The sequence below is a fragment of the Rathayibacter sp. PhB151 genome, assembly GCF_004366415.1.
In the GTDB taxonomy this organism is placed as follows: domain Bacteria; phylum Actinomycetota; class Actinomycetes; order Actinomycetales; family Microbacteriaceae; genus Rathayibacter; species Rathayibacter festucae.
Genome location: NZ_SOEN01000007.1, coordinates 519,142 through 543,832 on the forward strand (window position 1 = coordinate 519,142; position 24,691 = coordinate 543,832).

The following is a 24,691-nucleotide window of genomic DNA, read 5'->3' on the forward strand; positions in this document are numbered from 1 at the left end:
AGTTCCGAGGAGAAGCTGCAACCGGAGTCCTGCGCCACGTGAGCGACGGGACCGGGGGAGCGGAAGGATTCGCGGCGGGCCGAGGCCCGTCGCTCGAGAACAGCATCCGGGTCGACGGCGCGGCGCACGACCCGGCCGAGGAGTGCACCAGGAATGGTGGAAGACAACAGCACGGGCGGATCCGAACCGGACCGCGACGAGCCCCGCAGCGGGGCCAGGAAGATCAGTCGCCTCTTCGGTGGCCGTCGGACGAACCGACGGGCCGGATCGAGCGCATCAGCGACAGGGGAAACGATCATCGACACGAACGACGCCGAGCAGAACGGGTCGGACACCGCCGCCCCGGACACGGCCGCCCAGGACACCGAGCAGACCACCGCGCCGGACGCGAGCGCCGAGCCCGGCGAGACGGAAGGGCCGGCCTCGACCGGTGCCGCCTTCTTCACCGCCGGCCCGGAGTCGCCGGCCGACGCCGAGCAATCCGCGACGGAGGAGTCCGCTCCCCGCCGCCCGCCGCTGCCGAGCACGTCGCTGCTCTTCCAGGCGCCGATCCTGCCGGACTACGTCCAGCTGACCCCGCTGCCGCCTCGAGGCGCCCCGCTCGGCGTCCGCGAGGAGCGCGACGAGCCGGAGGAGGAGCAGGGCTCCGTCCGCCGCCGCTCGCGTCGCCGCAGCGGCGAGAGCGACCGCGGCGGCTCCGACGACCCCGAGAACACCGTCGTCCGGGTCCGTCAGCCGCGCGAGCAGCGCGAGCAGCGCGAGCCCCGCGAGGCCCGCGAGCCGGAGCTGATCACCGAGCCGCAGCGCATCAAGGGCTCGACCCGCCTCGAGGCCAAGAAGCAGCGCCGCCGCGACGGCCGCGACGCCGGCCGCCGCCGCACGGTGGTCACCGAGTCCGAGTTCCTCGCCCGCCGGGAGGCCGTCGACCGCGTCATGGTCGTCCGCTCGAAGGAGGACAGCATCCGCATCGGCGTGCTCGAGGACGGCGTCCTCGCCGAGCACTACGTCGCCCGCTCGCAGGAGGCGTCGCTGATCGGCAACGTCTACCTCGGCCGCGTGCAGAACGTCCTCCCCAGCATGGAGGCGGCGTTCGTCGACATCGGGCGCGGCCGCAACGCCGTGCTCTACTCCGGCGAGGTCGACTGGGACGCGGCGAACAACGCCGGCGGCCCGCGCCGCATCGAGCTCGCCCTCAAGCCGGGCGACCGCGTGCTCGTCCAGGTGACCAAGGACCCGGTCGGCCACAAGGGCGCCCGCCTCACCAGCCAGATCTCGCTCCCGGGCCGCTACCTCGTCTACGTGCCGAACGGCTCGATGAACGGCATCTCCCGCAAGCTCCCGGACACCGAGCGCGCGCGCCTCAAGAAGATCCTCAAGGAGGTCCTCCCCGAGAACGTGGGCGTCATCGTCCGCACGGCCGCCGAGGGCGCCACGGAGGAGCAGCTCACCGTCGACGTCGAGCGCCTCACCGCGCAGTGGACCGCGCTCAGCACCAAGGCCGCCACCGGCCAGGCGCCCGCGCTCCTGCACAGCGAGCCCGACCTGCTGATCAAGATCGTCCGCGACGTCTTCAACGAGGACTTCGAGAAGATGGTGATCGCCGGCGACGACGCCCGCGAGACCATCGAGCTGTACCTCAGCCAGGTCGCCCCCGACCTGCTCGAGCGGGTCCAGGTCTACTCGGGCGAGCAGGACGCGTTCGACGAGTTCCGCATCACCGAGCAGATCGAGAAGGCCCTCGAGCGGAAGGTCTGGCTGCCCAGCGGCGGCTCGCTCGTGATCGACCGCACCGAGGCCATGACGGTCGTCGACGTGAACACCGGCAAGTTCGTCGGCTCCGGCGGCAACCTCGAGGAGACGGTCACCAAGAACAACCTCGAGGCGGCGGAGGAGATCGTCCGCCAGCTCCGGCTGCGCGACATCGGCGGCATCATCGTCGTCGACTTCATCGACATGGTCCTCGAGTCCAACCGCGACCTCGTGCTCCGGCGCCTGGTCGAGTGCCTGAGCCGCGACCGGACCAAGCACCAGGTCGCCGAGGTCACCTCGCTCGGCCTCGTGCAGATGACCCGCAAGAAGCTCGGCCTCGGCCTCCTGGAGACCTTCAGCGAGAACTGCGAGGTCTGCGCGGGCCGCGGCGTGATCGTCCAGCACGACCCCGTGGTCAAGCACCGCTCGACGGCCGCCCCGCAGCAGGAGCGCCGCCGCGGCGGCAAGCCGGCGAACGAGCAGCCCTCGAACGGCCGCTCGGCGCAGAACGGCGCTACCGGGCAGAACGGCAACGGCTCCAAGCCGGTCAGCACCCACGCCATCACCGACGACGCCAAGAACGCGCTCGCGCAGATCGCCGCGAGCACGATCCACCCGGCCGCCGTCCGCCACGCGGCCGAGGAGGCCGTCGCGCTCGTCGACGACGCCACCACCACCGCGGCCGAGTCGGAGCCGACCGGGCAGTCCTCCGAGCGGGGCGAGCAGCCGGTCGAGCAGTCCGCGGAGCGTCAGGGTGACTCGTCCGGCCGCCGCGAGCGTCCCGCCCGGGGCGAGCGCCGTCGCCGCGGTCGCGACCGCGAGCCGCGCCAGGAGACGCCGGAGTCCGGCGAGCAGCAGGAGTCCGCTCCCGCCGCCCGCGAGGCGACGCAGGAGAGCGCACAGGAGCCCGCGCAGGCCCCCGCGGCTCAGGCCCCGGCTGCTCAGGCTCCGGTCGTCCCGATCCTCGACATCCCGATCCCGCCCGCGCCGGTCGTCGAGCGCCGGGTCCCGAGCGCGGTCGCCGAGCACCTGCTCGACTCCGTCCTGGATGCGCTGCCCGCGCCCAAGCAGCCCGGCCAGGGCCGTGCGAAGAGCCGTCGCGTCACCACGGCGGCGCTCACCGGGATCGCGGTCGTTCCCGAGCAGACGCCGCGCCGCGCGCAGTAGCGCGGTCCGCGAGGATCAGTGGGGCCCGGTGCCCGGCGAGAGCCGGCGCCGGGCCCTCTCCGCGTCCCGGTCGCGGCCTTTCACCCGCAGCCCGCTGTCGCGGAGCCGCTCGACGAGCTCCCGGCTGCTCACGGGCACAGCACCCGCCGCGAGCAGCTCCTCGCGACGCGCGGCGGGCACGTCGTAGTGATCGAGGTCGAAGCCGCGCTCCGGCAGCCCGACCCGGCGGGCGAAGGCGTGCAGCTCCTCCAGGGAGGAGTCGCTGACGAGGTGGGCCCAGAGCGTGTCGTGGGCGGGCCAGCGCGCCGCGTCGAGGAGGATCGCCATCCGTCGATCGTAGGCGGCGCGCCTGCCCGATCAGCGGCACGGCCTGCACTATCGTGACGGGGTCGTCGGTCGGACGGCACCCCCTCCGGGGCGGTGCGCGTTTGACCGGGGAGCACGGATCCCGTACTCTTGACCGTTGGTGTGGCGCGATCCATGTGCTCACGCAGATTTCCGTTGCCGCTCGGCCCCTCACGGGGTGCGAGCCGCGGTGCCGGTCTCCTCGTCTCGTACGAGAGACGGGTACGACCGGGAAGACCGGGGTCCGACCCCGTCCTTACAAGCCCCGGACAGCGCTCACGCGCCGTCCAGATGAGAAAACAGGTACGAGAAGTGGTTTACGCAGTTGTGCGCGCCGGTGGCCGGCAGGAGAAGGTCGAGGTCGGCACCATCGTGACGATGGACCGCATCAAGGCCGACGAGAACGGCACCGTGCAGCTGGCTGCCGTGCTCCTCGTCGACGGGGACTCCATCACCTCGGACGCCGCGGCGCTCGAGAAGGTGTCGGTCACGGCCGAGGTGCTCGAGGAGCTCCGCGGTCCGAAGATCATCATCCAGAAGTTCAAGAACAAGACCGGGTACAAGAAGCGCCAGGGGCACCGTCAGGACCTCACGCGCGTCAAGGTCACGGGCATCAAGTAACACCCACACTTCGCTGATCTGCGGCGGGAGCCATCGCTCCGCAGAGCATCAGCACGGGGCTGCGGCCCCCCGGTCTCGAGGAGATGAGAAATGGCACACAAGAAGGGCGCAAGCTCCACCCGCAACGGTCGCGACTCGAACGCGCAGCGCCTCGGCGTGAAGCGCTTCGGCGGTCAGGTCGTCAGCGCGGGCGAGATCATCGTCCGCCAGCGCGGCACCCACTTCCACCCCGGCGTCAACGTCGGCCGTGGCGGCGACGACACCCTGTTCGCCCTCTCGGCCGGTGCGGTCGAGTTCGGCCAGAAGGGCGGCCGCAAGGTCGTCAACATCGTGGTGGCCGCCGCTTAGGCAGCTCTCCTCGGCCGAGCAGGCACAGGACGCAAGGGGCGGGCTTCGGCTCGCCCCTTGCGCGTTGCTGCGGCACCCTCACCGCGAGCCCCGAGCTCGTGAGCGCCGCGCTCCTCGGCATCCGGCGTCGGACACTCCGACGCCGCAACCTCCCCATCGGACGGAACACACCATGGTCACCTTCGTCGACAACGTCACGCTGCACCTGCGCGCCGGGCACGGCGGCAACGGCTGCGTCTCCGTCCGCCGCGAGAAGTTCAAGCCGCTGGCCGGCCCGGACGGCGGCAACGGCGGTCACGGCGGCGACATCGTCCTCGTCGCCGATGCGCAGACCACCACGCTGCTCGCCTTCCACCGGCACCCGCACCGCTCCTCGGCCAACGGCGGCCCCGGGATGGGCGACCACCGCGCCGGCGGCAACGGCGACCTCCTCGAGCTGATGGTCCCGGTCGGGACCGTCGTCAAGTCGCCCACGGGCGAGGAGCTGCTCGACATGGACGAGCCGGGGCTCCGCTTCGTCATCGCCCCCGGCGGCCAGGGCGGCCTCGGCAACGCCTCGCTCGCGACCACCAAGCGCAAGGCCCCCGGCTTCGCGCTGCTCGGCACTCCCGGCTGGGAGGGCGACGTCATCCTCGAGCTGAAGACCGTCGCCGACGTCGCGCTCGTGGGCTTCCCCTCGGCCGGCAAGTCCAGCCTCGTCGCGGCCATCTCCGCGGCGAAGCCGAAGATCGCCGACTACCCGTTCACCACCCTCGCCCCCAACCTCGGCGTCGTCCAGGCGGGGGAGTCGCGCTACACCGTCGCCGACGTCCCCGGCCTGATCGAGGGCGCGAGCGAGGGCAAGGGCCTGGGCCTGGAGTTCCTCCGCCACGTCGAGCGCTGCACCGCTCTCGTGCACGTGCTCGACTGCGCCACGCTCGAGCCGGGCCGCGACCCGCTGACCGACCTCGACATCATCCTCGGCGAGCTGGCCGCGTACCCGGTCGGCGACGGCCAGGTGCCGCTCCTCGAGCGCCCGCAGCTGATCGCCCTGAACAAGGTCGACGTGCCGGAGGCCCAGGAGCTCGCCGACTTCGTCCGCGCCGACCTCGAGGCCCGCGGCTACCGCGTCTTCGAGATCTCGACCGTCTCCCACTCGGGACTGCGCCAGCTGACCTTCGCCCTCGGCGAGATCGTCGAGCAGCACCGTCTCGCCCTCGCGGCCGAGCCCAAGGTCGAGCGGATCACGATCCGCCCACGCGCGGTCGACGAGAAGGACTACGAGATCCGCGTCGAGGGCGGCTCCTACGGCAACGTCTACCGCGTGCTCGGCACCAAGCCGCAGCGCTGGGTCGCGCAGACCGACTTCACCAACGACGAGGCCGTCGGCTTCCTCGCCGACCGCCTCGCGAAGCTCGGCGTCGAGAACGGCCTCTTCTCGGCCGGGGCCGTCGCCGGCTCCACCGTCGTCATCGGCCCGGGCGACGGCGTCGTCTTCGACTGGGAGCCCACGCTCACCTCGACGGCGGAGCTGATCACCGCCCCGCGCGGCACCGACCTCCGCCTCGAGGAGAACAACCGCAAGACCCGCGCCGAGCGCCGCGACAACTACCTCGAGCGGATGGACGCCAAGGCGGCCGCCCGCGCCGAGCTGGACCGCGAGCGCCAGGGCGGCGTCTGGCGCGTCTCGGACGAGGACGACCTGGTGGGCGACGCCGAGGAGGTCTGACTCCTCGGCTCCGCCCTCGGTGAGGGGTCGTCGGCGAATACACTGGCCGGATGCCGCAGACGACCCTCGACAGCACCCCCCTCGACCAGACCGCCGGCCAGGCCGGGACGGTTCTGACCGAGCGCTTCGCCGCCTCCCGCACGGCCTCGCGGTCGCTGCGCAGCGCGACGACCGACCTCAAGAACCGCGCCCTGCTCGCGATCGCCGACGCCGTCCGCGGGTCCGTCGAGCGGATCGTCCCGGCGAACGAGCTGGACCTCGCGAACGGTCGCGAGAACGGCATGAGCACCGGCCTGCAGGACCGCCTCCGCCTCGACGAGGCGCGATTGGGCTCGCTGGCGGACGCCGTGGTCGCGGTCGCCGGTCTCGTCGACCCGGTCGGCCAGACGGTCCGCGGCTCGAACCTGCCCAACGGCGCCTCGCTCACTCAAGTGCGCGTGCCCTTCGGCGTCGTCGGCGCCATCTACGAGGCGCGCCCCAACGTCACGATCGACATCGCCGCCCTCGCCATCAAGAGCGGCAACGCGGTGATCCTCCGCGGTGGCAGCGCCGCGGAGAACACCAACCGCGTCCTGGTCGAGCTGCTGCAGGAGGCGGTCGCCTCGGTCGGCCTGCCCGCCGGGCTGATCCAGACGGTCGACGACTTCGGCCGCGAGGGCGCCAAGGCCCTGATGCGCGCCCGCGGCTACGTCGACGTGCTCGTGCCCCGCGGCAGCGCCGGCCTGATCGAGTCGGTCGTCACCGAGTCGACCGTGCCGGTCATCGAGACGGGTGCCGGAGTGGTGCACGTCTTCCTCGACGCCAGTGCGGACGAGCAGTGGGCCGTCGACATCGTGCACAACGCCAAGACCCAGCGCCCGAGCACCTGCAACGCCCTCGAGACGCTGCTCGTGCACCGCGACGCCGCCGAGCGTCTCCTGCCGCCGGTCCTCGGCCGCCTCGCCGCCGCCGGCGTGACCGTGCACGGCGACGAGCGGGTCCGCGCGATCATCGCGGACGCCGTACCGGCGACCGAGGAGGACTGGTCGGCCGAGTACTACTCGCTCGACATCGCGGTCGCCGTCGTCGACGACCTCGACGCGGCGATGGACCACATCGCCCGCTACTCCACCCACCACACCGAGTCGATCGTCACGAACGACCTGCGCAGCGCCGAGCGCTTCCTCGCCGAAGTCGACTCCGCGGTGGTGATGGTGAACGCGTCCACCCGCTTCACCGACGGCGGCGAGTTCGGCTTCGGCGCCGAGGTCGGAATCTCGACCCAGAAGCTGCACGCCCGCGGCCCGATGGGACTGCCCGAGCTGACGAGCACCAAGTGGCTCCTGCGCGGGTCCGGTCAGGTCCGCGCCTAGCCTCGCACCCGGCTCGCGGCGGTGTCCGGGTAGACTCGACGACGCCCTGAGTGGGCGATCCCGATTCCAAGGAGCACCGCATGTCCCTCGTGACGACCGTCCTCGCTGAAGCAGCGCACACCGAGCTGCCGATGCCGACCATCGTCTACGGGCTCATCGCCGTCGTCGCCTTCACCGCGCTCGGCTTCGTCACGTGGAGCTACCGCGACGTCGCCAACCGCCACTCGCACAAGACCGGCGCCGGCTCGCACGACTCCCACGGCCACGGCCACTAGTCCGGCGGCCCTGCGATCGTGACGTCCGCCGCGAGCGGAGACCCGCGGCGTCCGCGCATCGGCGTGATGGGTGGCACCTTCGACCCGATCCACCACGGACACCTCGTCGCCGCCTCCGAGGTGGCGCAGTCCTTCGACCTCGACGAGGTCGTCTTCGTGCCGACCGGCCGGCCGTGGCACAAGAAGACGGTCACGCCCCCGGAGCACCGCTATCTGATGACGGTCATCGCGACCGCGTCCAACCCGCGCTTCACCGTCAGCCGCGTCGACATCGACCGCATCGGAACGACTTACACGATCGACACGCTCCGCGACATCCACCTCGCGCACCCCGATGCCGAGCTCTTCTTCATCACGGGAGCCGACGCCGTCGAGCAGATCCTGAGCTGGAAGGACTACGACGAGCTCTGGGAGCTGGCGCACTTCGTCGCCGTCAGCCGGCCGGGTCACGCCCTGTCCGTTTCGGGATTGCCGGCTCAGGACGTATCCTTGTTGGAAATTCCGGCGCTAGCGATTTCCTCGACGGACTGTCGGAGCCGCGTGAACCGGGGTGATCCGGTCTGGTATCTGGTTCCCGACGGTGTCGTCCAGTACATCTCGAAGCACCACCTGTATCGGAGCACGCCATGACAGTTCAGCACGAGGGCGCGCCGCTCACCCGGCGCGAGATCCGCGAGCGCGAGCGAGCCGCGGCCGGCGCCGCGCCCGCCGCCGCACCAACGACCTCGCGCCGCGCCGCGACCGCGTCGGTCACCGCCGCGGGCGAGATGCCCGTGCTCACCGCGACCCAGGCCCTCCGCGTCCCCGTCGTCGCTCCGACCCCGGCCGCCGAGCCCGAGCTGAGCACCTCCGCCATCGAGGTGGTGCTCCCCGCGGGCGTCGACCGCAGCACGCTCACCCGTCGAGAGCTCCGTGCGCTGCTCGCGCAGCAGCAGGCCGAGCAGGTCGCCGCGACGCCCGAGGTCGCGCCGGCCGAGGCCGAGCAGGACGCCGAGCCCGCGGCCGTCGCCGAGGCGTCCGCTCCGGAGCCGACGGACGAGGTCGAGCCCGAGCAGCCGCTCGACGAGCCCGAGCAGCCGCTCGACGAGCCCGAGCAGCCCAAGCTCAACACCGCCCTCTTCGCCACCGTCGGCACGCTCGACATCGCGGACGAGAAGGCCACCGAGATCACCGGCAGCTTCCAGCCGCCGATCGAGCACCTCGCCATCACCGACGAGCTCGACAGCAAGTCCAAGGAGGAGGTCGACGCCTCCTTCGACTCCCTCATCGCGAGCGGAGTCGCCGCGACCGGCGCCGTCACCACGACGAACGCCCTCATCCTGCCGACCGCGGGCGACGCCTCACCCGTCCGCACGGACACGGGGGAGGTGCTCGTCACTGGCTCCTTCGACCTGCCGCGGAGCCTCGGCTCCACCGGTCAGCACCCGAACCTCTACGACTCGCCCGATGTCGACCGCTACGTCGACCGCATCGACCGCGAGCAGCCCGCCTCCGACTCGGAGCCCGTCCGGGCGTCGAGCGCCGTCTCCACCCACGCCGCGGGCACCGCGATGATCGCCCCGCAGAAGCGCCGCGCCGTCAGCGTCCCCGTCGTGCTGGCCATCACCGCCGCCGTGCTGCTGGTCGCCTCGATCGCGCTGTTCATCGGCGGCTTCGTCCTCAACATCTTCTGATCCACCACCGACACTGAAGGCTTCATGACTGCGACCGCTTCCGCCCGCGCCCTGCTCGACCTCGCGGCCACCGCCGCCGACTCCAAGGGCGGGGAGGACCTCGTCGCGCTGGACGTCTCGGGACCGCTGCCGCTCGTCGACATCTTCTTCCTGGTGACGGGGCGCTCCGAGCGCAACGTCGTCGCCATCGCCAACGAGATGGAGGACCGCCTCAACGAATCCGGCGCCAAGCTCCTGCGCCGCGAGGGCCGCGCCGAGGGGCGCTGGATCCTGCTCGACTTCGGCGACCTCGTCGTCCACGTCTTCCACGAGGAGGACCGGATGTACTACTCGCTGGAGCGCCTCTGGAAGGACTGCCCGGTCGTCCCGATCACGGTGGCGAACGCCGTTCCCGCCGACTCCGCGGCCTCCTCGAACTGAGGAACACGCCCGGCGGCGCCGCTCGATTTCACTCCACGCGCTTCGTGTTGTAGTTTATTCGAGTTGCTTCCGCCGGGCGGAGGAGCGGGCCGCAAGGTCGGTACCTCCCGTTCGAGAAGTGCACCAAGGGTCCGTGGCGCAGCTGGTAGCGCACCTGCATGGCATGCAGGGGGTCAGGGGTTCGAATCCCCTCGGATCCACCGCACGACAGAAAGCCCCGCACTTCTCCGGAAGCGCGGGGCTTCTCTCGTTTCCGCATGGCGCGCGAGCGGTATCGGCTGGCGCTGGAGAGCTGAGTGCTCCGCCAGAATGGCGGGATGCCGACTCCGACCGCGCCGCGCGGCCTCATCACCCAGTTCTCGATCGTCGACGCGCTGCTGGCAGGTCTGTTCGACGGCGTCGTCACGCGCGCCGAGGCCGACGAGGCCGGCGACTTCGGACTGGGCTGCGGCGACCACATGGAGGGCGAGCTGGTCGTGCTCGACGGCGTGCACCGGCTGTTCCGCGGCGACGGCTCGGTCGTCGTCCTCGAGCCGGAGGACACGATCGCCTTCGCCGAGCTGGCCCGGTTCGCTCCGGACAGCACGGAGACGGTCGAGGCGGTGCCGTCGCTCGACGCCCTGCTGACGGCGGTGCGGCGGACCGCGCCGAGCCCGAACGTGTTCGTCGGCGTCCGTCTCCGCGGCCGCGTCGAGCACCTGACGCTGCGGCAGCCGATCGCCCAGGTGAAGCCGTACCTCCGCCTGGCGGACGCGATGCGCGACCAGCGCGAGGTGCACCTGCACGACGTCGAGGGCACGATCGTCGGCTTCTACGGCCCGAAGCCGTTCCAGGGGATCAGCGTCGCAGGCCTGCACACCCACTTCGTCGACTCGAGCGGCACCGTCGGCGGCCACGTCCTCGCGGCGTCCGGGCTGAGCGGCGAGCTGGCGGTCGAGCAGTACGCCGGGCTGACCGTGCGCCTCCCCGAGTCGGAGGACTTCCTCGCCGCGGACCTCGACGACGAGGTCGGCAGCTCCGACGCCGCCATCCGCGCCGTCGAGACCGACCACGCGCACTGAGACGCGCACTGAGGCGCACTCCGGCGGGGGAGCGGCGGCCTACCCTGGAGCCATGCCCACGCTGCGCGACGTCCACGCCGTCATCGACCGTCTCTGGCCCGAGGGTGCCGCGGAGGACTGGGACGCCCCCGGTCTGGTCACCGGTGACCCGGCCGCGCAGGTCGAGCGGATCCTCCTCACGGTCGACGTCGTCGCCGACACCGTCTCCGAGGCCGTCGGCGGCGGCTACCAGCTCCTCCTGGCCCACCACCCGCTCCTGCTCCGCGGGGTCACCTCGATCGCGGAGGACGGCTACAAGGGCCGCCTGCTCGCCGAGCTGATCCGGCACGGCTGCGCCCTCGTCTCCGCGCACACCAACGCGGACATCGTCGCGGACGGGGTCTCCGACGTCATCGCGACCCGGCTCGGCCTCACCGGTACGACGCCCCTCGTCCCGGGTGAGGACCCGTCGGTCGGCCTCGGCCGCGTCGGCGACCTCGCCGAGGAGGTCACGCTCGGACGCCTGGCCCGCGCCGTCGCCGAGCTGCTGCCCGCCACCGCCGGGGGAGTGCGCGCCGCCGGCGACTACGAGGCGCCCGTGCGCCGGGTCTCGCTCTGCGGCGGAGCGGGGGACTCCCTCCTCGACAGCCCTGCCGTCCGCACGAGCGACGTCTACATCACGGCCGACCTCCGGCACCACCCGGCATCGGAGGCGCGCGAGAAGGCCCGCCACGGCACCGGACCGGCGCTCCTCGACGTCTCGCACTGGGCGAGCGAGTGGCTCTGGCTCGACGTCGCCGCCGCGGCGTTGCGCACGGCGCTGCCCGGGGTCGTCGTCGACGTCAGTGAGACCCGCACCGACCCCTGGGATTTCGCCATCGTCCACTGACGCTCCGCGAGCGCGCGAGAATGGAGCCGGCACGCCCACCCTCCGTGCCGGGAACGAGGACCGCGACGTGATTGCCAGCCCCGCCGACCAGCGAGAGCTCCTGACTCTGCAGAGTCTCGACACGAGGGGCAACCAGCTCCGTCACGCCGTCGCCACCCTGCCGCAGATCGCGGCGATCAAGGCGATGCAGACCCGCGACAACGAGACCCGCCGCACCCTCGCGGAGCGCAACGGGCGGCTGGAGGACGCCCGGACCGAGCTCGGCCGGATCGAGTCCGACGTCGAGGTCGTCGACAAGCGCCTCGCCCGCGACCGCGACCGGCTGCAGACCGCGTCGTCCGCGAAGGACATCGCCGCGCTCGAGGGCGAGATCACCTCGTTGGTCAAGCGCCGCGGCGACCTCGAGGACATCGAGCTGACGCTGATGGAGCGGATCGAGGGCATCGAGGCCGAGGTCGCCGCCGCCCAGGCCGAGCGCGACGAGGTCGTCGCGGGCATCGCGACCCTCGCCGAGGAGCGCGACGCCCAGGCGGAGAAGCTCGCCGGCAAGCAGGAGGCGCTCGCCCGCGACCGCGCCTCGCTCGTCGAGAAGATCCCGGCCGACCTGGTGGAGCTCTACGAGAAGCAGCGCGCCCGCTACGGCGTCGGCGCGGCGCTCCTGCGCGGCAAGGTGTCGGAGGGGAGCGGCGTCGCTCTCACCGAGTCCGACCTCGCCTGGATCCGCACCACCGCGCCCGACCAGGTCGTGCTCTGCCCCGACAGCGGCTGCATCCTCGTCCGCGGCGACGAGTCGACGCTCGCCTGACCCGGCCCGTACACTGGTTCCGCGAACGGGCCGGCAAGACGGTCGCGTCGCCGGGGTGAGAGCCCCGGCGCCGAGGAACGTCCGGGCTCCGCAGAGCAGGGCGGTGGGTAACACCCACCCGGGGCGACCCGCGAGACAGTGCCACAGAGAACAGACCGCCACGGGCTCCGGCCCGCGGTAAGGGTGAAACGGTGGTGTAAGAGACCACCAGGGGCCGGAGTGATCCGGTCCGCTCGGTAAACCTCGCCCGGAGCAAGGTCAGACAGAGGACGATGCGGCTGCTCGTCGGGTCCTCGGGTAGACCGCTGGAGGGTCACGGCGACGTGCCCCCGAGAGAGATGGCCGTCCAGCGCCCGCCGAGAGGCGCGGCGTGAACAGAACCCGGCGTAATAGCCGACCCCTTCGCCTAAAAAGGCCCCGCTCTGCGGGGCCTTTTTCGGCGATGCCCTTCTTGCGCCGCGGTCCCCGCCCGCCGCGCCGCGGTCGGCCTGGGTGCGTGGTCGCGTTCTGCAGAGCGTGTCGCGTCCGTCTCCGGAGAAACGCTGGCACGCGTTTCTCCGGCTCGCCTCGGCCCTGCTTCCGCATGCTCCTGAAGAGTGTCGTCCTGGCGCGCATGCTGATCGAGTAGCTCTCGCTGAGGGCGTATCGAGATCCGCCCCTGCTGGACGCGGGCTCGGGGCCGCCGTTCGGTGCCGTGGGTCTCGATACGCCGCTGCGCGGCTACTCGACCAGCGAAGAGTGGCGGGCCTGCTCAGGCGGGTGCGGCATCGCGCTGCTCATGCGGTAGGTGCGCCGTTGTCGCGCGCATGCTGATCGAGTAGCCCTCGTAGAGGGCGTATCGAGATCCGCCCCTGCTGGACGCGGGCTCGGGGTCGCCGTTCGGTGATGTGGGTCTCGATACGCCGCTGCGCGGTTACTCGACCACCAAGAAGGGGAGGGCACCCGATCGCAAGGGGGGGTGTCAGGGACGCGGGCCCTCCAGACCGCTCTCGCGCAGCGAGGCGAACCGGCGAAACGCGTGCCAGCGTTTCGTCGTAGCCGAAGGCGAGACGCTCTGCGGAACGCGGCCATCTGTCGGAGCCGACCGCGCCGCGGCGGGCGGGGACCGCCGCGGAATGGGCTCAGCGGCGCACGCCGCCGCCCGCCAGGGCCGCGGCGCCGAGGATGCCCGCGTTGTTGCGCAGGGCGGCCGGGACGATCGGGGTGCGCAGGTCGAGCAGGGGCAGGAACTCCTCGTGGTGCTTGGAGATGCCGCCGCCGACGATGATCAGGTCCGGCCAGAGGAGCGCCTCGAGGTGGGAGTAGTAGCGCTGCAGGCGCTTGGCCCAGTGCTTGTAGTCCAGGTCGTCCCGCTCCTTCGCGGCGAAGGACGCCTTCTTCTCGTAGTCGCCGCCGTGGATCTCGAGGTGGCCGAGCTCGGCGTTGGGGATGAGGACGCCGTCGTAGATCTGCGCGGTGCCGATGCCGGTGCCGAGCGTGGTCATCAGGACCAGGCCCTTCTTGTCCTTCGCCGCGCCGAAGCGCGATTCGGCGTAGCCGGCGGCGTCGGCGTCGTTCACGAAGAAGATGTCGCGGCCGATGGCGTCCTCGAACATCTTCTCGGCCTCGAGGCCGATCCACTCGTCCGAGACGTTCGCGGCGGACATGGTGCGTCCGTGCACCACGGCGGCCGGGAAGCAGATCCCGACGGGGGTGTCGGACGGTGCGTCCGGGAGCATGCCCAGGATCTGCTGCACCGTGGCGACGATGTCCTTCGGGCGTCCGCCCTCGGGGGTGGCGACCTTCATCCGGTCGCTGAGGAGGGCGCCCTCGCCGAGGTCGACGTACGCCCCCTTGATGCCGGTCCCTCCGATGTCGATTCCGATCGCGGTCGCAGCAGCAGTCATACCGGCCATGCTAGCGAGGCGCGAGGGGGAGCGACCGGCGACCGGCCCCGGCGTAGGATCGCGGCATGTCTGACGGTGATGCGAACTCCTGGTGGTACAACCTCAAGTCCGGCGCGGTGGAGCAGGGCTTCCAGTCCCCGTCCGTCGATCGCGCGGGCCCCTACTCGTCCCGCGAGGAGGCGTCCCACGCTCTCGAGAAGATGCGCGAGAACACCCGCCGCTGGGACGAGGAGGACGCGGAGGACCGCTGATCGCGCGCTGACCCGGGTCCCGCCCCGCTACTCGTAGCTGTGCTCGGCTCCGGGATACGCACCGGCCTCGACGTCCTCGCGGAACGCGGTCACCGCGCCGGTGAGGACACCGCGCAGGTCGGCGTACTGCTTGACGAAGCGCGGCACTCGGCCGGTGGTCAGCCCGGCGAAGTCGGTCCACACGAGCAGCTGACCGTCCACGTGCGGGCCGGCACCGACGCCGATCGTCGGGATGCTGAGCTCCTCGGTGACTCGGCGGGCGGCCTCGCTCGGCACCATCTCGAGGACGACGGCGAACGCTCCCGCCTCCTGCACCGCGCGGGCGTCGGCGAGCAGCTGCTCGATCCCCTCGCCGCGGCCCTGGATCATGTGCCCGCCGAGGCCGTGCTCGCTCTGCGGGGTGAAGCCGATGTGCGCCATCACCGGGATGCCGGCCTCGACGATCCGCCGGATCTGCTCCGCGGAGCGGACGCCGCCCTCGAGCTTCACCGCGTGGGCGTGCGTCTCCTTCATGAAGCGGAAGGCGGTGTGCAGTGCGTCGTCCGCGCCCGACTCGTAGGACCCGAAGGGCAGGTCGGCGACGACGAACGCGCGCTCGACGGCGCCCGCGACGGCCCGGGCCAGCGGGATCAGCTCGTCCACGGTGACCGGCAGGGTCGTGTCGTAGCCCAGCACCGTGTTGCCGGCGGAGTCGCCCACGAGCAGGAAGTCGATGCCCGCCTGGTCGAAGATGCGGGCCGTGAGCACGTCGTAGCTGGTGAGCCCGGTGATCCGCACCCCCGAGTCCTTCGCGGTCTGGAAGTGGCGGGTTCTCACGCGTTTCACGGGCTGCGCTGACATGCGGTCGAGTCTATCCGCGCCCCGTCGGGGCTCAGCGGGGAACGGCCGGGCGCCCAGCAGGGGAGGGGCGGAGCCACTAGCCTGGGAGCGAAACAGGAAGGGCCTTGATGGACAAGCAACGGGACTTCGTTCTTCGCACCATTGAAGAGCGAGGGATCAAATTCGTTCGCCTCTGGTTCACGGACGTCGTCGGCACGCTCAAGTCGGTCGCGATCGCTCCGGCCGAGGTCGAGGGGGCGTTCGCCGAGGGTCTCGGCTTCGACGGCTCGGCCATCGAGGGACTCACTCGCTCGTTCGAGGCCGATGTCCTCGCGCACCCGGACCCGTCGACCTTCCAGATCCTGCCGTGGCGCGGCGAGATCGACCCGACGGCGCGGATGTTCTGCGACATCACCACTCCGGACGGCCAGCCCGCCGTCGCCGACCCGCGGAACGTGCTCAAGCGCACGCTCGCGAAGGCGGCCGAGCGCGGCTTCACGTTCTACACGCACCCCGAGATCGAGTTCTACCTGCTGAAGTCGTCGACCTTCGGCGCCGAGGGCCCCGAGCCCGTCGACTCCGCCGGCTACTTCGACAACGTCCCCGGCGGCACGGCGCACGACTTCCGCCGCCGCTCGGTCCGGATGCTCGAGGACCTCGGCATCTCGGTCGAGTTCAGCCACCACGAGGCGGGCCCCGGCCAGAACGAGATCGACCTCCGCTACGCGGACGCGCTGACCACGGCCGACAACATCATGACCTTCCGCACGGTCATCAAGGAGGTGGCGATCGAGCAGGGCGTCTACGCGACCTTCATGCCCAAGCCGCTCTCCGGCCACCCCGGCTCGGGTATGCACACGCACCTCTCGCTCTTCGAGGGCGACATGAACGTGTTCTACGAGCAGGGCGCGCAGTACCAGCTGTCCAAGCTCGGCCGCCAGTTCATCGCCGGTCTGCTCAAGCACGCCCCCGAGATCACCGCGGTGACGAACCAGTTCGTCAACTCGTACAAGCGCCTCTGGGGCGGCGACGAGGCGCCCAGCTACGTGTCCTGGGGCCACAACAACCGCTCCGCGCTCGTCCGCGTGCCACTGTACAAGCCCAACAAGGGCCAGTCCTCGCGCATCGAGTACCGCGCGCTCGACTCGGCAGCCAACCCCTACCTCGCCTACTCGCTGCTGCTGGCCGCGGGACTCAAGGGCATCGAGGAGGGCTACGAGCTCCCCGCCGAGGCCGAGGACAACGTCTGGACGCTGTCGGACGCCGAGCGCCGCGCCCTGGGCTACAGCCCGCTGCCGGCGAGCCTCGACCGCGCGATCTCGCTGATGGAGGAGTCGGAGCTCGTCGCCGAGACCCTCGGCGAGCAGGTGTTCAACTTCGTGCTGCTCAACAAGCGGAAGGACTGGGCCGAGTACCGCGCCCAGGTCACCCCGTACGAGCTGCGCAGCAACCTCGAGATGCTCTGACCCCTCCCGCCATGCCCCGCGAACGCACGCTGAGCGAGGTCGCCCGCCTCGGTTTCGCCGCCCTCGGCGAGACCGGGGCACGGCTCGCGGAGGCGGAGGAGCTCGCGGGCCGGTCGCTCGAGTCGGTCGTCCCGGCGTTCGCGTCGGTGGCCGATCCGGATGCGGCGCTCGGCGCGCTGCTCGATCTGCTGCGCAGCCATCGCGACCGGATGGACGCCGTCCTCGCGGACGACGCCGCGATCACGCGCCTGCTGCTCGTGCTGGGGGCGTCCTCCGGTCTCGCGGACTTCCTGCAGCGCCGGCCCGACGAGCTCGCCGGCTTCCTCGAGCCGGTCCGCGTTCTTCCGGGTCGCGGTGAGCTCAAGCAGGAGCTGCTCGACTCGGTCGGCGCCGTCGACGGCGTCGCGGCGCTGCACGAGGAGGACGGCTGGACGGCCCTGCGGGTCCGCTACCGCCGACTGCTCACCCGCGTCGTCGTGCACGATCTCGGCCAGGCGGATCCTGTCGCGGCGATCGATAGGGTGGCCCGGACCCTCGCCGACCTGGCGGGGGCGGCCCTGGAGGCGTCGCTCGCGGTGGCGCGAGCCGACCTGATCGCGGGGTCCGGTCCCGGTCGCTTCTCCCGCGAGGAGGTCGTGGCGACCCGTTTCGCGGTCATCGGGATGGGCAAGGCCGGCGCCTCCGAGCTCAACTACGTCAGTGACGTCGACGTCATCTTCGTGGCCGAGGGCGACCCCGAGCACGGCCTCTCGAACGCCCGCGCGATCGACATCGCGACCCGGCTCGCGGTCCTGCTGATGCGCGGCACCTCCGCGCTCGCGCTCGAGCCGGAGCTCTGGGAGGTCGACCCCAACCTGCGGCCGGAGGGGAAGCAGGGGGCGCTCGTGCGGACCCTGGAGTCGCACATCACCTACTACGACCGCTGGGCGAAGAGCTGGGAGTTCCAGGCCCTGCTGAAGGCCCGCCCGCTCGCGGGAGACCTCGAGCTCGGCCGCGCCTACGTCGACGCCGTCGCGCCGAAGGTCTGGTCGAGCGCCTCGCGGGAGAACTTCGTCGAGTCGGTGCAGCGGATGCGCGAGCGGGTCACCGAGAACATCCCGCAGAACGACGTGCATTACCAGATCAAGCTCGGGCCGGGCGGGCTGCGCGACATCGAGTTCACGGTCCAGCTGCTCCAGCTCGTGCACGGCCAGACCGACGACGAGATCCACATGCCCGGCACGCTGCTGGCCCTGGGCGCTCTCGCCGACCGCGGCTACATCGGCCGCGCGGCGGCGGAGGAGTTCGCGCAGGACTACCGGGCGCTGCGCCTGCTCGAGCACCGGCTCCAGCTGCGCAGGCTCCGGCGCACCCACCTGATGCCGCGGGACGAGCACGAGCTGCGGACCCTGGCGCGGGCCAGCGGTCTCGCCCGCAGCGCCGAGGAGCTCCTCACCGTCTGGAACTCGATCAAGCATCGCGTCCGAGGGCTGCACGAGCGGCTGTTCTACCGCCCGCTGCTCTCCGCGGTGGCGGCGCTGCCCGACGGCGGGATCGAGCTGTCGACCGGCCAGGCGGAGGCGCGGCTGGCGGCGATCGGCTTCGCGGACGCCCGCGGCGCCCTCGGCCACATCGCCGCGATGACCTCGGGCGTCTCGCGGCGCGCGAGCATCCAGCGCCACCTCGTCCCCGTCATGCTGCAGTGGTTCGCCGACGGGGCGGACCCCGACTACGGGCTCCTCGCCTTCCGGCGCCTCAGCGACACCCTCGGCGGCACGCCCTGGTTCCTCCGGATGCTGCGCGACTCCTCCGGGGCCGCGAAGCGCCTGACGACGGTCCTGTCGGGCTCGCGCTTCGTCGGCGAGCTGCTCGACCGCATCCCGGAGTCGGCGGCGTGGCTCGAGGACGACGACGCGCTGCGTCCGCGCAGTGCCGAGGGGCTGGCGGAGGAGGTGCGCGCGGTCCTCGCTCGCCACGACACTCCCGAGGCCGTCGCCACGGCGCTGCGGGGGATGCGCCGCCGGGAGGTGCTCCGCACCGCGATGGGCGGCGTCCTCGGTCTCAGCACCATCGAGGAGATCGCGACCAGCCTCTCCGACATCATCTCCGCGCTCCTGGGTGGCGTGCTCGCGGCCGTCCGCCGCTCGAGCACCGGTCGCCGCGGATCCGCCGCGGAGTTCGCCGTGATCGGCATGGGGCGCTACGGGGGAGCGGAGCTGGGCTTCGGCTCCGACGCGGACGTGATGTACGTGCAGCGACCGGGCGAGGCGGACCCGCACGAGGCGCAGCTCTACGCGCAGTTCCTGGTCGCCGAGCTCGTGCGCCTCACCGAGGACTCGCGCCTCCCGCTCGACCTCGACGCCGATCTGCGCCCCGAGGGCAAGAACGGCCCGCTGGTGCGCTCCCTCGACTCCTACCGCGCCTACTACGCCCGCTGGTCGCTGACGTGGGAGGCGCAGGCGCTTCTGCGCGCTCGAGGGGTGGCCGGCGATGCGGCGCTGATCGCCGCCTTCGAGGAGCTGGCCGACGGCGTCCGCTACCCGTCCGCGATCTCGGACCGCGACATCCGCGAGGTGAAGCGGATCAAGGCCCGCGTCGAGAGCGAGCGGCTGCCGCAGGGCGCCGACCCGAAGCGCCACCTCAAGCTCGGCCGCGGCTCGCTGAGCGACGTCGAGTGGCTGGTGCAGCTGCTGCAGCTGCAGCACGCGCGGACGATCCCCGCGCTGCGGACGACCTCGACATTGACCGCGCTGAGCGTGGCGGAGGAGGCGGAGCTGATCTCGCCGCCCGACGCCGAGCGCCTGCGCGCGGCCTGGCTCCTCGCGTCGCGGGTGCGCTCGGCGATGACCCTGTTCACCGACCGCACGGCCGACGTGCTGCCCGCCGACCGTCGCCAGCTGGACGGCGTCGCACGGCTCCTGGAGTATCCCGCCGACTCGGCGACGCAGCTCGAGGACGACTACCTCGGCGTCACCCGCCGGGCCCGCGCCGTCTTCGAGCGCCGCTTCTACGGCCCCGTCGAGGTCGACGCGCCGACCTACCGCTGACGCCCGCGGGTCCGCCCGGGAACGCGGAAGGGCCGCTCCTCCGGAGAGGAACGGCCCTTCGTGCAGTGCGCGAGCCCTGCGGTGCGTCGGATCAGACGCCGTAGTACAGCTCGAACTCTCCGTCCGGTGTTGTGCCCCGTTGGGGAGTGTCGGAATCCGCGTAATCCCGGCAATTCGATGATGGCTGGCGGTTGGCGCTGACGGTGCCTGATTGGACTTCTTGCGGACTGACTGCGGACTGAGGGCGAGGATCAAGGCCACCCCAGGCCGGGCCAATAGACACCCCTGGGGCGTGCAGAGCTCGCGCCCCCTCACGAGATCTCGGCCAGGCGAAGACCTCTTACAAGTGACCTCGCTGCTGTCCGTTCGTGGGAGAAAACGACACCTTCTCGTTGTCTACGAGACGGTGTCGGCCGGCGGCCAGGAAATATGCTCCGCGTCTCGCACTCTACCTCCTGGCCTGTGATGCTGTTCGGGTCTCGAACGAAACTCCGCTTGTAAGGGTTTTCGTCGGGGGGGACGACGCCTGCAGCCCCGCCATGTCTCCCGTGTCGGGTGGCCGATGCTCCCGTGCGATCTTCCAGTGGAGAAGTCCGGGCGTCTATTCTATGCCCTGGTCCCGTACCTCGGCTGGTTCGTCGTCGGCTTCTCCTGGCTGGTGGTCGCGCGAGCGGTCGCGATCATGCACCATATTAACAGGTACCTCTCCGGCTTCCTCCTCGTCCTGGGGCTCTGCCTGGTGGCCGGCCGGCGCATCGAGTCGACTTCGTAGCTCTGCGCCTCTCTGACGAGTCGGCCCACCTACGACGAGCATGGTGAGTTAATTTGCCCGCATGGACTACTCGGCGCCCGGCGAACGTGATGACCTCGAACTCGCACTTCGCGCGCTCGCGGCGCAGGTAATCGAGCTCGAGATGAGCTTGTGCCTGGCTCTAGACCCCGAGGGATGGCGCCACCCGGCGTCCGCATCCGAAAGGCTTTTTGAGGAGGGCGGTGACCCGAGCTTTGTCGAAGTGGTCAAGCGCCTGGAACAGCGTCTCCTCGCTTCTTGAACATCGGGTACATGCTCGTGCCTGCCACCTCCTCGCTTGGATGAGCCATCCGCCCCAGCAGTAGGCTCGAGATCCGGTTAATCTCTCGGATGAGATCGTTCATGTCTTCGATTAGCGGCCGGATCTCAGCCGGGCTGAGGACGGCAAGATCGGGGTCGAGCAGGTCTCCGAGGTTCGAGTACTCGCCATCAGGACCCTGAGCGAGAATGAGGTGCGTCAGCGAGTTTCGCCGCACCCGAACTGACTCGGTCCTATTCGCCCATGCCGTGAGTGCACCCGCCGTCGCGTCGTGTCTTGCAATTACCGACGGGAGTTTACTGATCGACCGCAGCTTGTTGACCACCTCCCCGAACCGCATGCGGGCGAGCGTGATTCGAACGATGTCCTGGTCTGAGTCTCGGAGGAAGACGACCAGCGTTGACAGGGCAGCGGTCTCGAGCCCGGAGAACGCGATCAACATACGACCGATCTCGGTGGCGATCTGGTCGAGAGACGCGTGCTCTTCGGCGGGGGGCATGCTCGGCACTCTATACACCTCGTCGACTGGACGCGGCCGTCGACACCCCCTCGTCCTTCGGAAGAAGCGGCGAAGGGCCGGCATTCGACGCGGTGGTTCAGTGGTGCGAGGCGCGGCCGGCCGCCGACAGGTTGCATGTCACGTGTTCGGGTCCTCGGTGCACGGTGCGGTTCGTGTGGTAGCGACCGAGGTGCCACGCCCCCGCGCATCTCAGACGGTTGAGGGCCGCAACAAGACTATCTTCTCGTTCGCGGCTTCGCGGAGCCAGTCCTTCGCCAGACTGTGCTCGTGTACCGATTGCCCTCGACTTTGAACGACAGGCAGGTGAAGACCCTTTGCTAGGTCATGGAGGGATGTCCGTCCGATCGCTACCGGGAGGACGACAACGGCTCCCGAATCGCGGCACGGGCGCTCGGGTGACCGGGCACGGAGAACAGGAGCACCACGGACTAGCTCGCGGTAGTCGGCACGTCAAGTCCACGTTCGAGATCGGTGGCCAGAAGAATCGAGACGGGGATTGGTCACCCTCGTGCTGGGTCAGGCCTTCGAGGAACGGCGTCTGGTGGCGGAGGCGGCGCTCTTCGCGTCGGTCGGCTGGTCGATAACGGTGTAGTTGTCGAGTCCGTCGAGGTCGACGGTGGGCTCGGTGTCGCTGTCGGTGGTGAAGCTGGCGTTGGTGAGGTACTCGGCAGCACCGGTGCTGACGTCGATGGTATGGCCGACGTCGTGTCCGCCGGTCTTCTTGGTAAGCGTGATCTCGGTCATGGTGACCGCTTCCGGGGTGGGCTTCTGTGGGTCTGCGCTAGATGCGTGCGTTGGCTGTGTTCCGCACGGCTGTCTCGCCTGCCGTCTTGGCGCGATGGCACGGTTCGCTGAGACACTGCAGATTGCCGAGTGAGTGGTCGTCACCTGCGTGGATGTCGTCAGCGTCGGAGCCCGTCCCATTGCAGCCGTCCACGTGAGTGGTGTACCCGCATCGCCCGTGAGCGCGCTGCTTAACGCGGCGGCGGATCTCGATCCAGTAGGAAGGCGGGCGCTCGCGGCGGTCAGATGTAGATCAGGCCATCGATTGGGCCTCACCGTCGTAGATCCGGTCGAGCAGCCGTTGTCGCGTGTCGACGTCGATGGCCCTTCGCGTATCGCGGGTTGATGGACACCATGGCTAACCGTTGAGGTTGGGTGTCTTGCGAATTTTCACCGCTGGCCTCCCCTACGCTCCAAGTGTGAGATTCGCCATTGACGAGGACTGGTACTGGCTACGGAGGATCTATGGATCTCTCGAAGATCCCGTTCTGGACGTGTGGTCTCTATTAGTCATCCCCTCGGCTGTCGGCGTGGCTTCTGTCGGCATCGCACTTGCTGCCGTCTTCGCCTCCCGGGAAGCAACGCACATTGCCCAGCGGTCCGAAGCTGCGCGTGTGCTGGCGGAAAATAGGCGAGACGCCCTGGAGGAGAGCCGACTGAAGGCGGAGGTTGATCGGCAGTACCAGGATAGGCTCGACGATTCGCTCGTTGTCATGTTTCGCGCTATTGGCGATCAACTTGATGAGCTCTCGCAATGGGACAGGGCAACGAGCGACGCGATCAGCTACGGTTCGCTCAATTCACTGACCGACCCGCCTGTTCTCGAACACTTTCCGCCGCTGAATCAAGTTCGAGCTTGCCTGGACGCCGTTCGATTGATTGCACGAGATGATGACCGCAGTGTTGCGTTGTCCGTCGAAAGGGCGCTAGGGCGCATACAGGCTCTCGAGCAGCCAAAAGCTGTTGCGAGCGTCAAGAGGTTGATAGTCAGTATCCGTCGATGGCGCGATGGGACAAAGCAACCGGACGCCGTTGTTGAGCAACTAGACAAAATCGGCCAGACCTTGAACGAGTAATCAGCTGCAACCGCGCAACGATGGCGGCACCTTGACCCGAGCGACCACCGAGGGTGTTGCCTCGTGCTCGCGTCGCGTGCGTGTGCGCGCGGCCGCTGTGTCGACGGCCGAGGCAAGTGTCAGAGCGATGGTGTACTGCGAACGGGGGATGCGGACCGGCGGCGGAGTTATGCGAGGGTGTCCCAATGCAGACCCAGTTAGAGATCTGGACTTCGAACGTTCAGGCGGCCAACAAACTTATCGACTACGAGGCCGTCACAGAAAAGGAGATCGCCGCGAGCATCGTGGCTTACACCAAGTCGGGCCCGAACGTGCAGAAGATCGCGAGGGCCAGGGTGGCGGCGGATCAGGTGCAATTCTCGTCGGGCGTCTCTGCCACCGTTTGGGCGACCGTGTCCGCAGTCTTGGCCGCCCTCATTGGTCTGGTGCTGAGCGACTCGGAGACTGCCGCCCCCTACGTACCCGTGGCAATTACAGCGACTGTCTTGGTCGCGGTCGCGGGTGCGATTGTCGCATTCCTCAATCTGAAGAAGCTGCGCAGGATCTCCTTCTGGCTCCGCTTATGCGAGGAGAACCTCTCGCAGGAGGTTCCTCAGGAATAAGTAAAAGTACGCAACCTGACCCTTCTGACGACGAAGGCGCCTCACCCCGAAACCGGGGAGGCGCCTTCTCGTGCGTTAGTGGGATGCACTTCGATGTCTGAGGACATCAGACACTTTTACAACCGCTTTGTAAGGCAACTCGGTACCGCCACAATCGAGTCAGCGCGTGAAGTGCTAGGTTCTCGTGCCGGAACAGCCAACGATCACCTCGTGGTGCGGGGCGAGCGGGCCGAGGAGTTCGCCGCCGATGAGGAGCTTGTAGCCGGGCATACCGTTCGCCCTGATGGCGGGGTCGATGCGCTTAAGCGTCCCGGCGATGCGCTTTCGCTCCTGCGTCACCGACGCGCGCGAAGCTGACCCGTGCGCCGATGTGCCCCTGCGTGAGTGTCGCGGCGGTAAAGCGTCGGGCGCTGGTTCGCACGGCTGGCATGGCCTCGAACTGAACCGTTGGTTCGTCGAGGATGAGCCACTCCGCGAGTGCGGCGGCGGCGGTGCCACTGCCACAGGGAGCGGCCTTGACGGGAGCCGAGAATCTCCGGCTGGTCGATCTTCTCGGTACAGCGGCGGGTACTGCAGGAACGTGGACGAAATTGCCCGCCCTGAGGACTCGTCCTTGTCCGCCCACATGTGGTCGTAGGTATCGAGGGTGGTCTTCGCTGACGCGTGCCGGAGGCGGGTCTGCACAACCTTCACGTCGAGCCCCGAAGCGATCAGCAGTGACGCGAAGTAGTGCCGGCAGTCTTCGATGCCGAAACCTTTGGGCAGCCCTGCGGTCGCGGTCCGCGGCCAACCCGTCCGCC

Annotated in this window: 25 protein-coding genes, 1 tRNA gene and 1 other RNA gene; 21 read left to right on the forward strand and 6 right to left on the reverse strand. The window is 70.1% G+C overall.

The annotated features are described in order from the left end of the window. The first annotated feature begins 153 nt into the window (after positions 1–153). Positions 154–2,916: an Rne/Rng family ribonuclease gene (locus EDF35_RS09895; protein WP_133962206.1), complete on the forward strand. Its 2,763-nt coding sequence runs from the start codon at positions 154–156 to the stop codon at positions 2,914–2,916. A gap of 15 nt (positions 2,917–2,931) precedes the next feature. Here EDF35_RS09895 and EDF35_RS09900 read toward each other — a convergent pair whose 3' ends face one another. Next, positions 2,932–3,243, reverse strand: a complete 312-nt coding sequence (locus EDF35_RS09900; protein ID WP_133962208.1) for a DUF4031 domain-containing protein — start codon at positions 3,241–3,243, stop codon at positions 2,932–2,934. 330 nt (positions 3,244–3,573) lie between these two features. Between EDF35_RS09900 and rplU the strand changes: the two genes are divergently transcribed. From rplU to rnpB, 13 genes are all read left to right on the forward strand, one after another. After that, the gene (gene rplU / locus EDF35_RS09905; RefSeq protein WP_123445822.1) at positions 3,574–3,882 is read left to right on the forward strand and encodes a 50S ribosomal protein L21; all 309 of its coding nucleotides are present in this window, start codon (positions 3,574–3,576) and stop codon (positions 3,880–3,882) included. Positions 3,883–3,972: 90 nt separating this feature from the next. Continuing rightward, complete coding sequence (rpmA, locus tag EDF35_RS09910; protein ID WP_123445823.1) at positions 3,973–4,230, forward strand: 50S ribosomal protein L27; 258 nt, start codon at positions 3,973–3,975, stop codon at positions 4,228–4,230. 172 nt (positions 4,231–4,402) lie between these two features. After that, positions 4,403–5,938: a GTPase ObgE gene (gene obgE / locus EDF35_RS09915; RefSeq protein ID WP_133962209.1), complete on the forward strand. Its 1,536-nt coding sequence runs from the start codon at positions 4,403–4,405 to the stop codon at positions 5,936–5,938. 50 nt (positions 5,939–5,988) lie between these two features. Continuing rightward, on the forward strand, positions 5,989–7,290 hold the full coding sequence (locus tag EDF35_RS09920) for a glutamate-5-semialdehyde dehydrogenase (protein WP_133962210.1): 1,302 nt from the start codon (positions 5,989–5,991) through the stop codon (positions 7,288–7,290). Between the two features lie 80 nt (positions 7,291–7,370). Next, positions 7,371–7,565 (forward strand): hypothetical protein, encoded by a 195-nt coding sequence (locus tag EDF35_RS09925; protein ID WP_123445826.1) that lies wholly within the window; start codon positions 7,371–7,373, stop codon positions 7,563–7,565. A gap of 18 nt (positions 7,566–7,583) precedes the next feature. Beyond that, positions 7,584–8,195 carry a nicotinate-nucleotide adenylyltransferase gene (gene nadD / locus EDF35_RS09930; RefSeq protein ID WP_123732279.1) on the forward strand — a complete coding sequence of 204 codons (612 nt, stop codon included), beginning with the start codon at positions 7,584–7,586 and terminating at the stop codon, positions 8,193–8,195. Beyond that, a complete protein-coding gene (locus EDF35_RS09935; protein WP_133962211.1) occupies positions 8,192–9,238 on the forward strand; it encodes a hypothetical protein in 1,047 nt (348 codons plus the stop codon). Before nadD ends, EDF35_RS09935 begins: the two co-directional genes overlap by 4 nt. A gap of 24 nt (positions 9,239–9,262) precedes the next feature. Further along, complete coding sequence (rsfS, locus tag EDF35_RS09940; RefSeq protein ID WP_133962212.1) at positions 9,263–9,658, forward strand: ribosome silencing factor; 396 nt, start codon at positions 9,263–9,265, stop codon at positions 9,656–9,658. 127 nt (positions 9,659–9,785) lie between these two features. After that, positions 9,786–9,858 (forward strand) — tRNA-Ala (locus tag EDF35_RS09945). A gap of 117 nt (positions 9,859–9,975) precedes the next feature. Continuing rightward, positions 9,976–10,719, forward strand: a complete 744-nt coding sequence (locus EDF35_RS09950; protein WP_133962213.1) for an acetolactate decarboxylase — start codon at positions 9,976–9,978, stop codon at positions 10,717–10,719. Between the two features lie 52 nt (positions 10,720–10,771). Beyond that, a complete protein-coding gene (locus EDF35_RS09955) occupies positions 10,772–11,587 on the forward strand; it encodes a Nif3-like dinuclear metal center hexameric protein (protein ID WP_133962214.1) in 816 nt (271 codons plus the stop codon). A gap of 67 nt (positions 11,588–11,654) precedes the next feature. Further along, on the forward strand, positions 11,655–12,392 hold the full coding sequence (locus EDF35_RS09960; protein ID WP_123445833.1) for a hypothetical protein: 738 nt from the start codon (positions 11,655–11,657) through the stop codon (positions 12,390–12,392). Between the two features lie 26 nt (positions 12,393–12,418). Beyond that, positions 12,419–12,797, forward strand: an RNA gene (gene rnpB / locus EDF35_RS09965) — RNase P RNA component class A. Between the two features lie 716 nt (positions 12,798–13,513). On the opposite strand, the gene ppgK is transcribed toward rnpB, so the two are convergent. Continuing rightward, positions 13,514–14,278 carry a polyphosphate--glucose phosphotransferase gene (gene ppgK / locus EDF35_RS09970; RefSeq protein WP_133962215.1) on the reverse strand — a complete coding sequence of 255 codons (765 nt, stop codon included), beginning with the start codon at positions 14,276–14,278 and terminating at the stop codon, positions 13,514–13,516. 65 nt (positions 14,279–14,343) lie between these two features. Between ppgK and EDF35_RS09975 the strand changes: the two genes are divergently transcribed. After that, a complete protein-coding gene (locus EDF35_RS09975) occupies positions 14,344–14,529 on the forward strand; it encodes an SPOR domain-containing protein (protein ID WP_123445835.1) in 186 nt (61 codons plus the stop codon). 27 nt (positions 14,530–14,556) lie between these two features. Here EDF35_RS09975 and panB read toward each other — a convergent pair whose 3' ends face one another. After that, positions 14,557–15,369: a 3-methyl-2-oxobutanoate hydroxymethyltransferase gene (gene panB / locus EDF35_RS09980; protein ID WP_123703541.1), complete on the reverse strand. Its 813-nt coding sequence runs from the start codon at positions 15,367–15,369 to the stop codon at positions 14,557–14,559. A gap of 107 nt (positions 15,370–15,476) precedes the next feature. On the opposite strand from panB, the gene EDF35_RS09985 reads away from it, so the two are divergent. The 4 genes from EDF35_RS09985 (at position 15,477) to EDF35_RS10000 (ending at position 20,892) form a co-directional block, all read left to right on the forward strand. Continuing rightward, positions 15,477–16,814, forward strand: a complete 1,338-nt coding sequence (locus EDF35_RS09985; RefSeq protein WP_123445837.1) for a glutamine synthetase family protein — start codon at positions 15,477–15,479, stop codon at positions 16,812–16,814. A gap of 11 nt (positions 16,815–16,825) precedes the next feature. After that, positions 16,826–19,840, forward strand: a complete 3,015-nt coding sequence (locus EDF35_RS09990; RefSeq protein ID WP_133962216.1) for a bifunctional [glutamine synthetase] adenylyltransferase/[glutamine synthetase]-adenylyl-L-tyrosine phosphorylase — start codon at positions 16,826–16,828, stop codon at positions 19,838–19,840. Positions 19,841–20,423: 583 nt separating this feature from the next. Beyond that, positions 20,424–20,612: a hypothetical protein gene (locus tag EDF35_RS09995; RefSeq protein WP_133962217.1), complete on the forward strand. Its 189-nt coding sequence runs from the start codon at positions 20,424–20,426 to the stop codon at positions 20,610–20,612. Positions 20,613–20,673: 61 nt separating this feature from the next. Continuing rightward, positions 20,674–20,892: a hypothetical protein gene (locus tag EDF35_RS10000; protein WP_133962218.1), complete on the forward strand. Its 219-nt coding sequence runs from the start codon at positions 20,674–20,676 to the stop codon at positions 20,890–20,892. Here EDF35_RS10000 and EDF35_RS10005 read toward each other — a convergent pair. Together EDF35_RS10005 and EDF35_RS10010 are read right to left on the reverse strand one after the other, a co-directional pair. Beyond that, entirely contained in the window at positions 20,858–21,409 is a 552-nt protein-coding gene (locus tag EDF35_RS10005; protein ID WP_133962219.1) for a hypothetical protein, read from the reverse strand. The genes EDF35_RS10000 and EDF35_RS10005 overlap by 35 nt on opposite strands. Before the next feature lie 537 nt (positions 21,410–21,946). Beyond that, on the reverse strand, positions 21,947–22,174 hold the full coding sequence (locus EDF35_RS10010) for a hypothetical protein (protein ID WP_133962220.1): 228 nt from the start codon (positions 22,172–22,174) through the stop codon (positions 21,947–21,949). Positions 22,175–22,632: 458 nt separating this feature from the next. Between EDF35_RS10010 and EDF35_RS10015 the strand changes: the two genes are divergently transcribed. Both EDF35_RS10015 and EDF35_RS10020 read left to right on the forward strand, forming a co-directional pair. Beyond that, positions 22,633–23,289 carry a hypothetical protein gene (locus tag EDF35_RS10015; RefSeq protein ID WP_133962221.1) on the forward strand — a complete coding sequence of 219 codons (657 nt, stop codon included), beginning with the start codon at positions 22,633–22,635 and terminating at the stop codon, positions 23,287–23,289. A 185-nt stretch (positions 23,290–23,474) separates the two neighbouring features. After that, positions 23,475–23,891 carry a hypothetical protein gene (locus tag EDF35_RS10020; protein WP_133962222.1) on the forward strand — a complete coding sequence of 139 codons (417 nt, stop codon included), beginning with the start codon at positions 23,475–23,477 and terminating at the stop codon, positions 23,889–23,891. A gap of 174 nt (positions 23,892–24,065) precedes the next feature. On the opposite strand, the gene EDF35_RS20805 is transcribed toward EDF35_RS10020, so the two are convergent. Beyond that, on the reverse strand, positions 24,066–24,230 hold the full coding sequence (locus tag EDF35_RS20805; protein WP_166674065.1) for a hypothetical protein: 165 nt from the start codon (positions 24,228–24,230) through the stop codon (positions 24,066–24,068). Positions 24,231–24,691 lie beyond the last annotated feature (461 nt).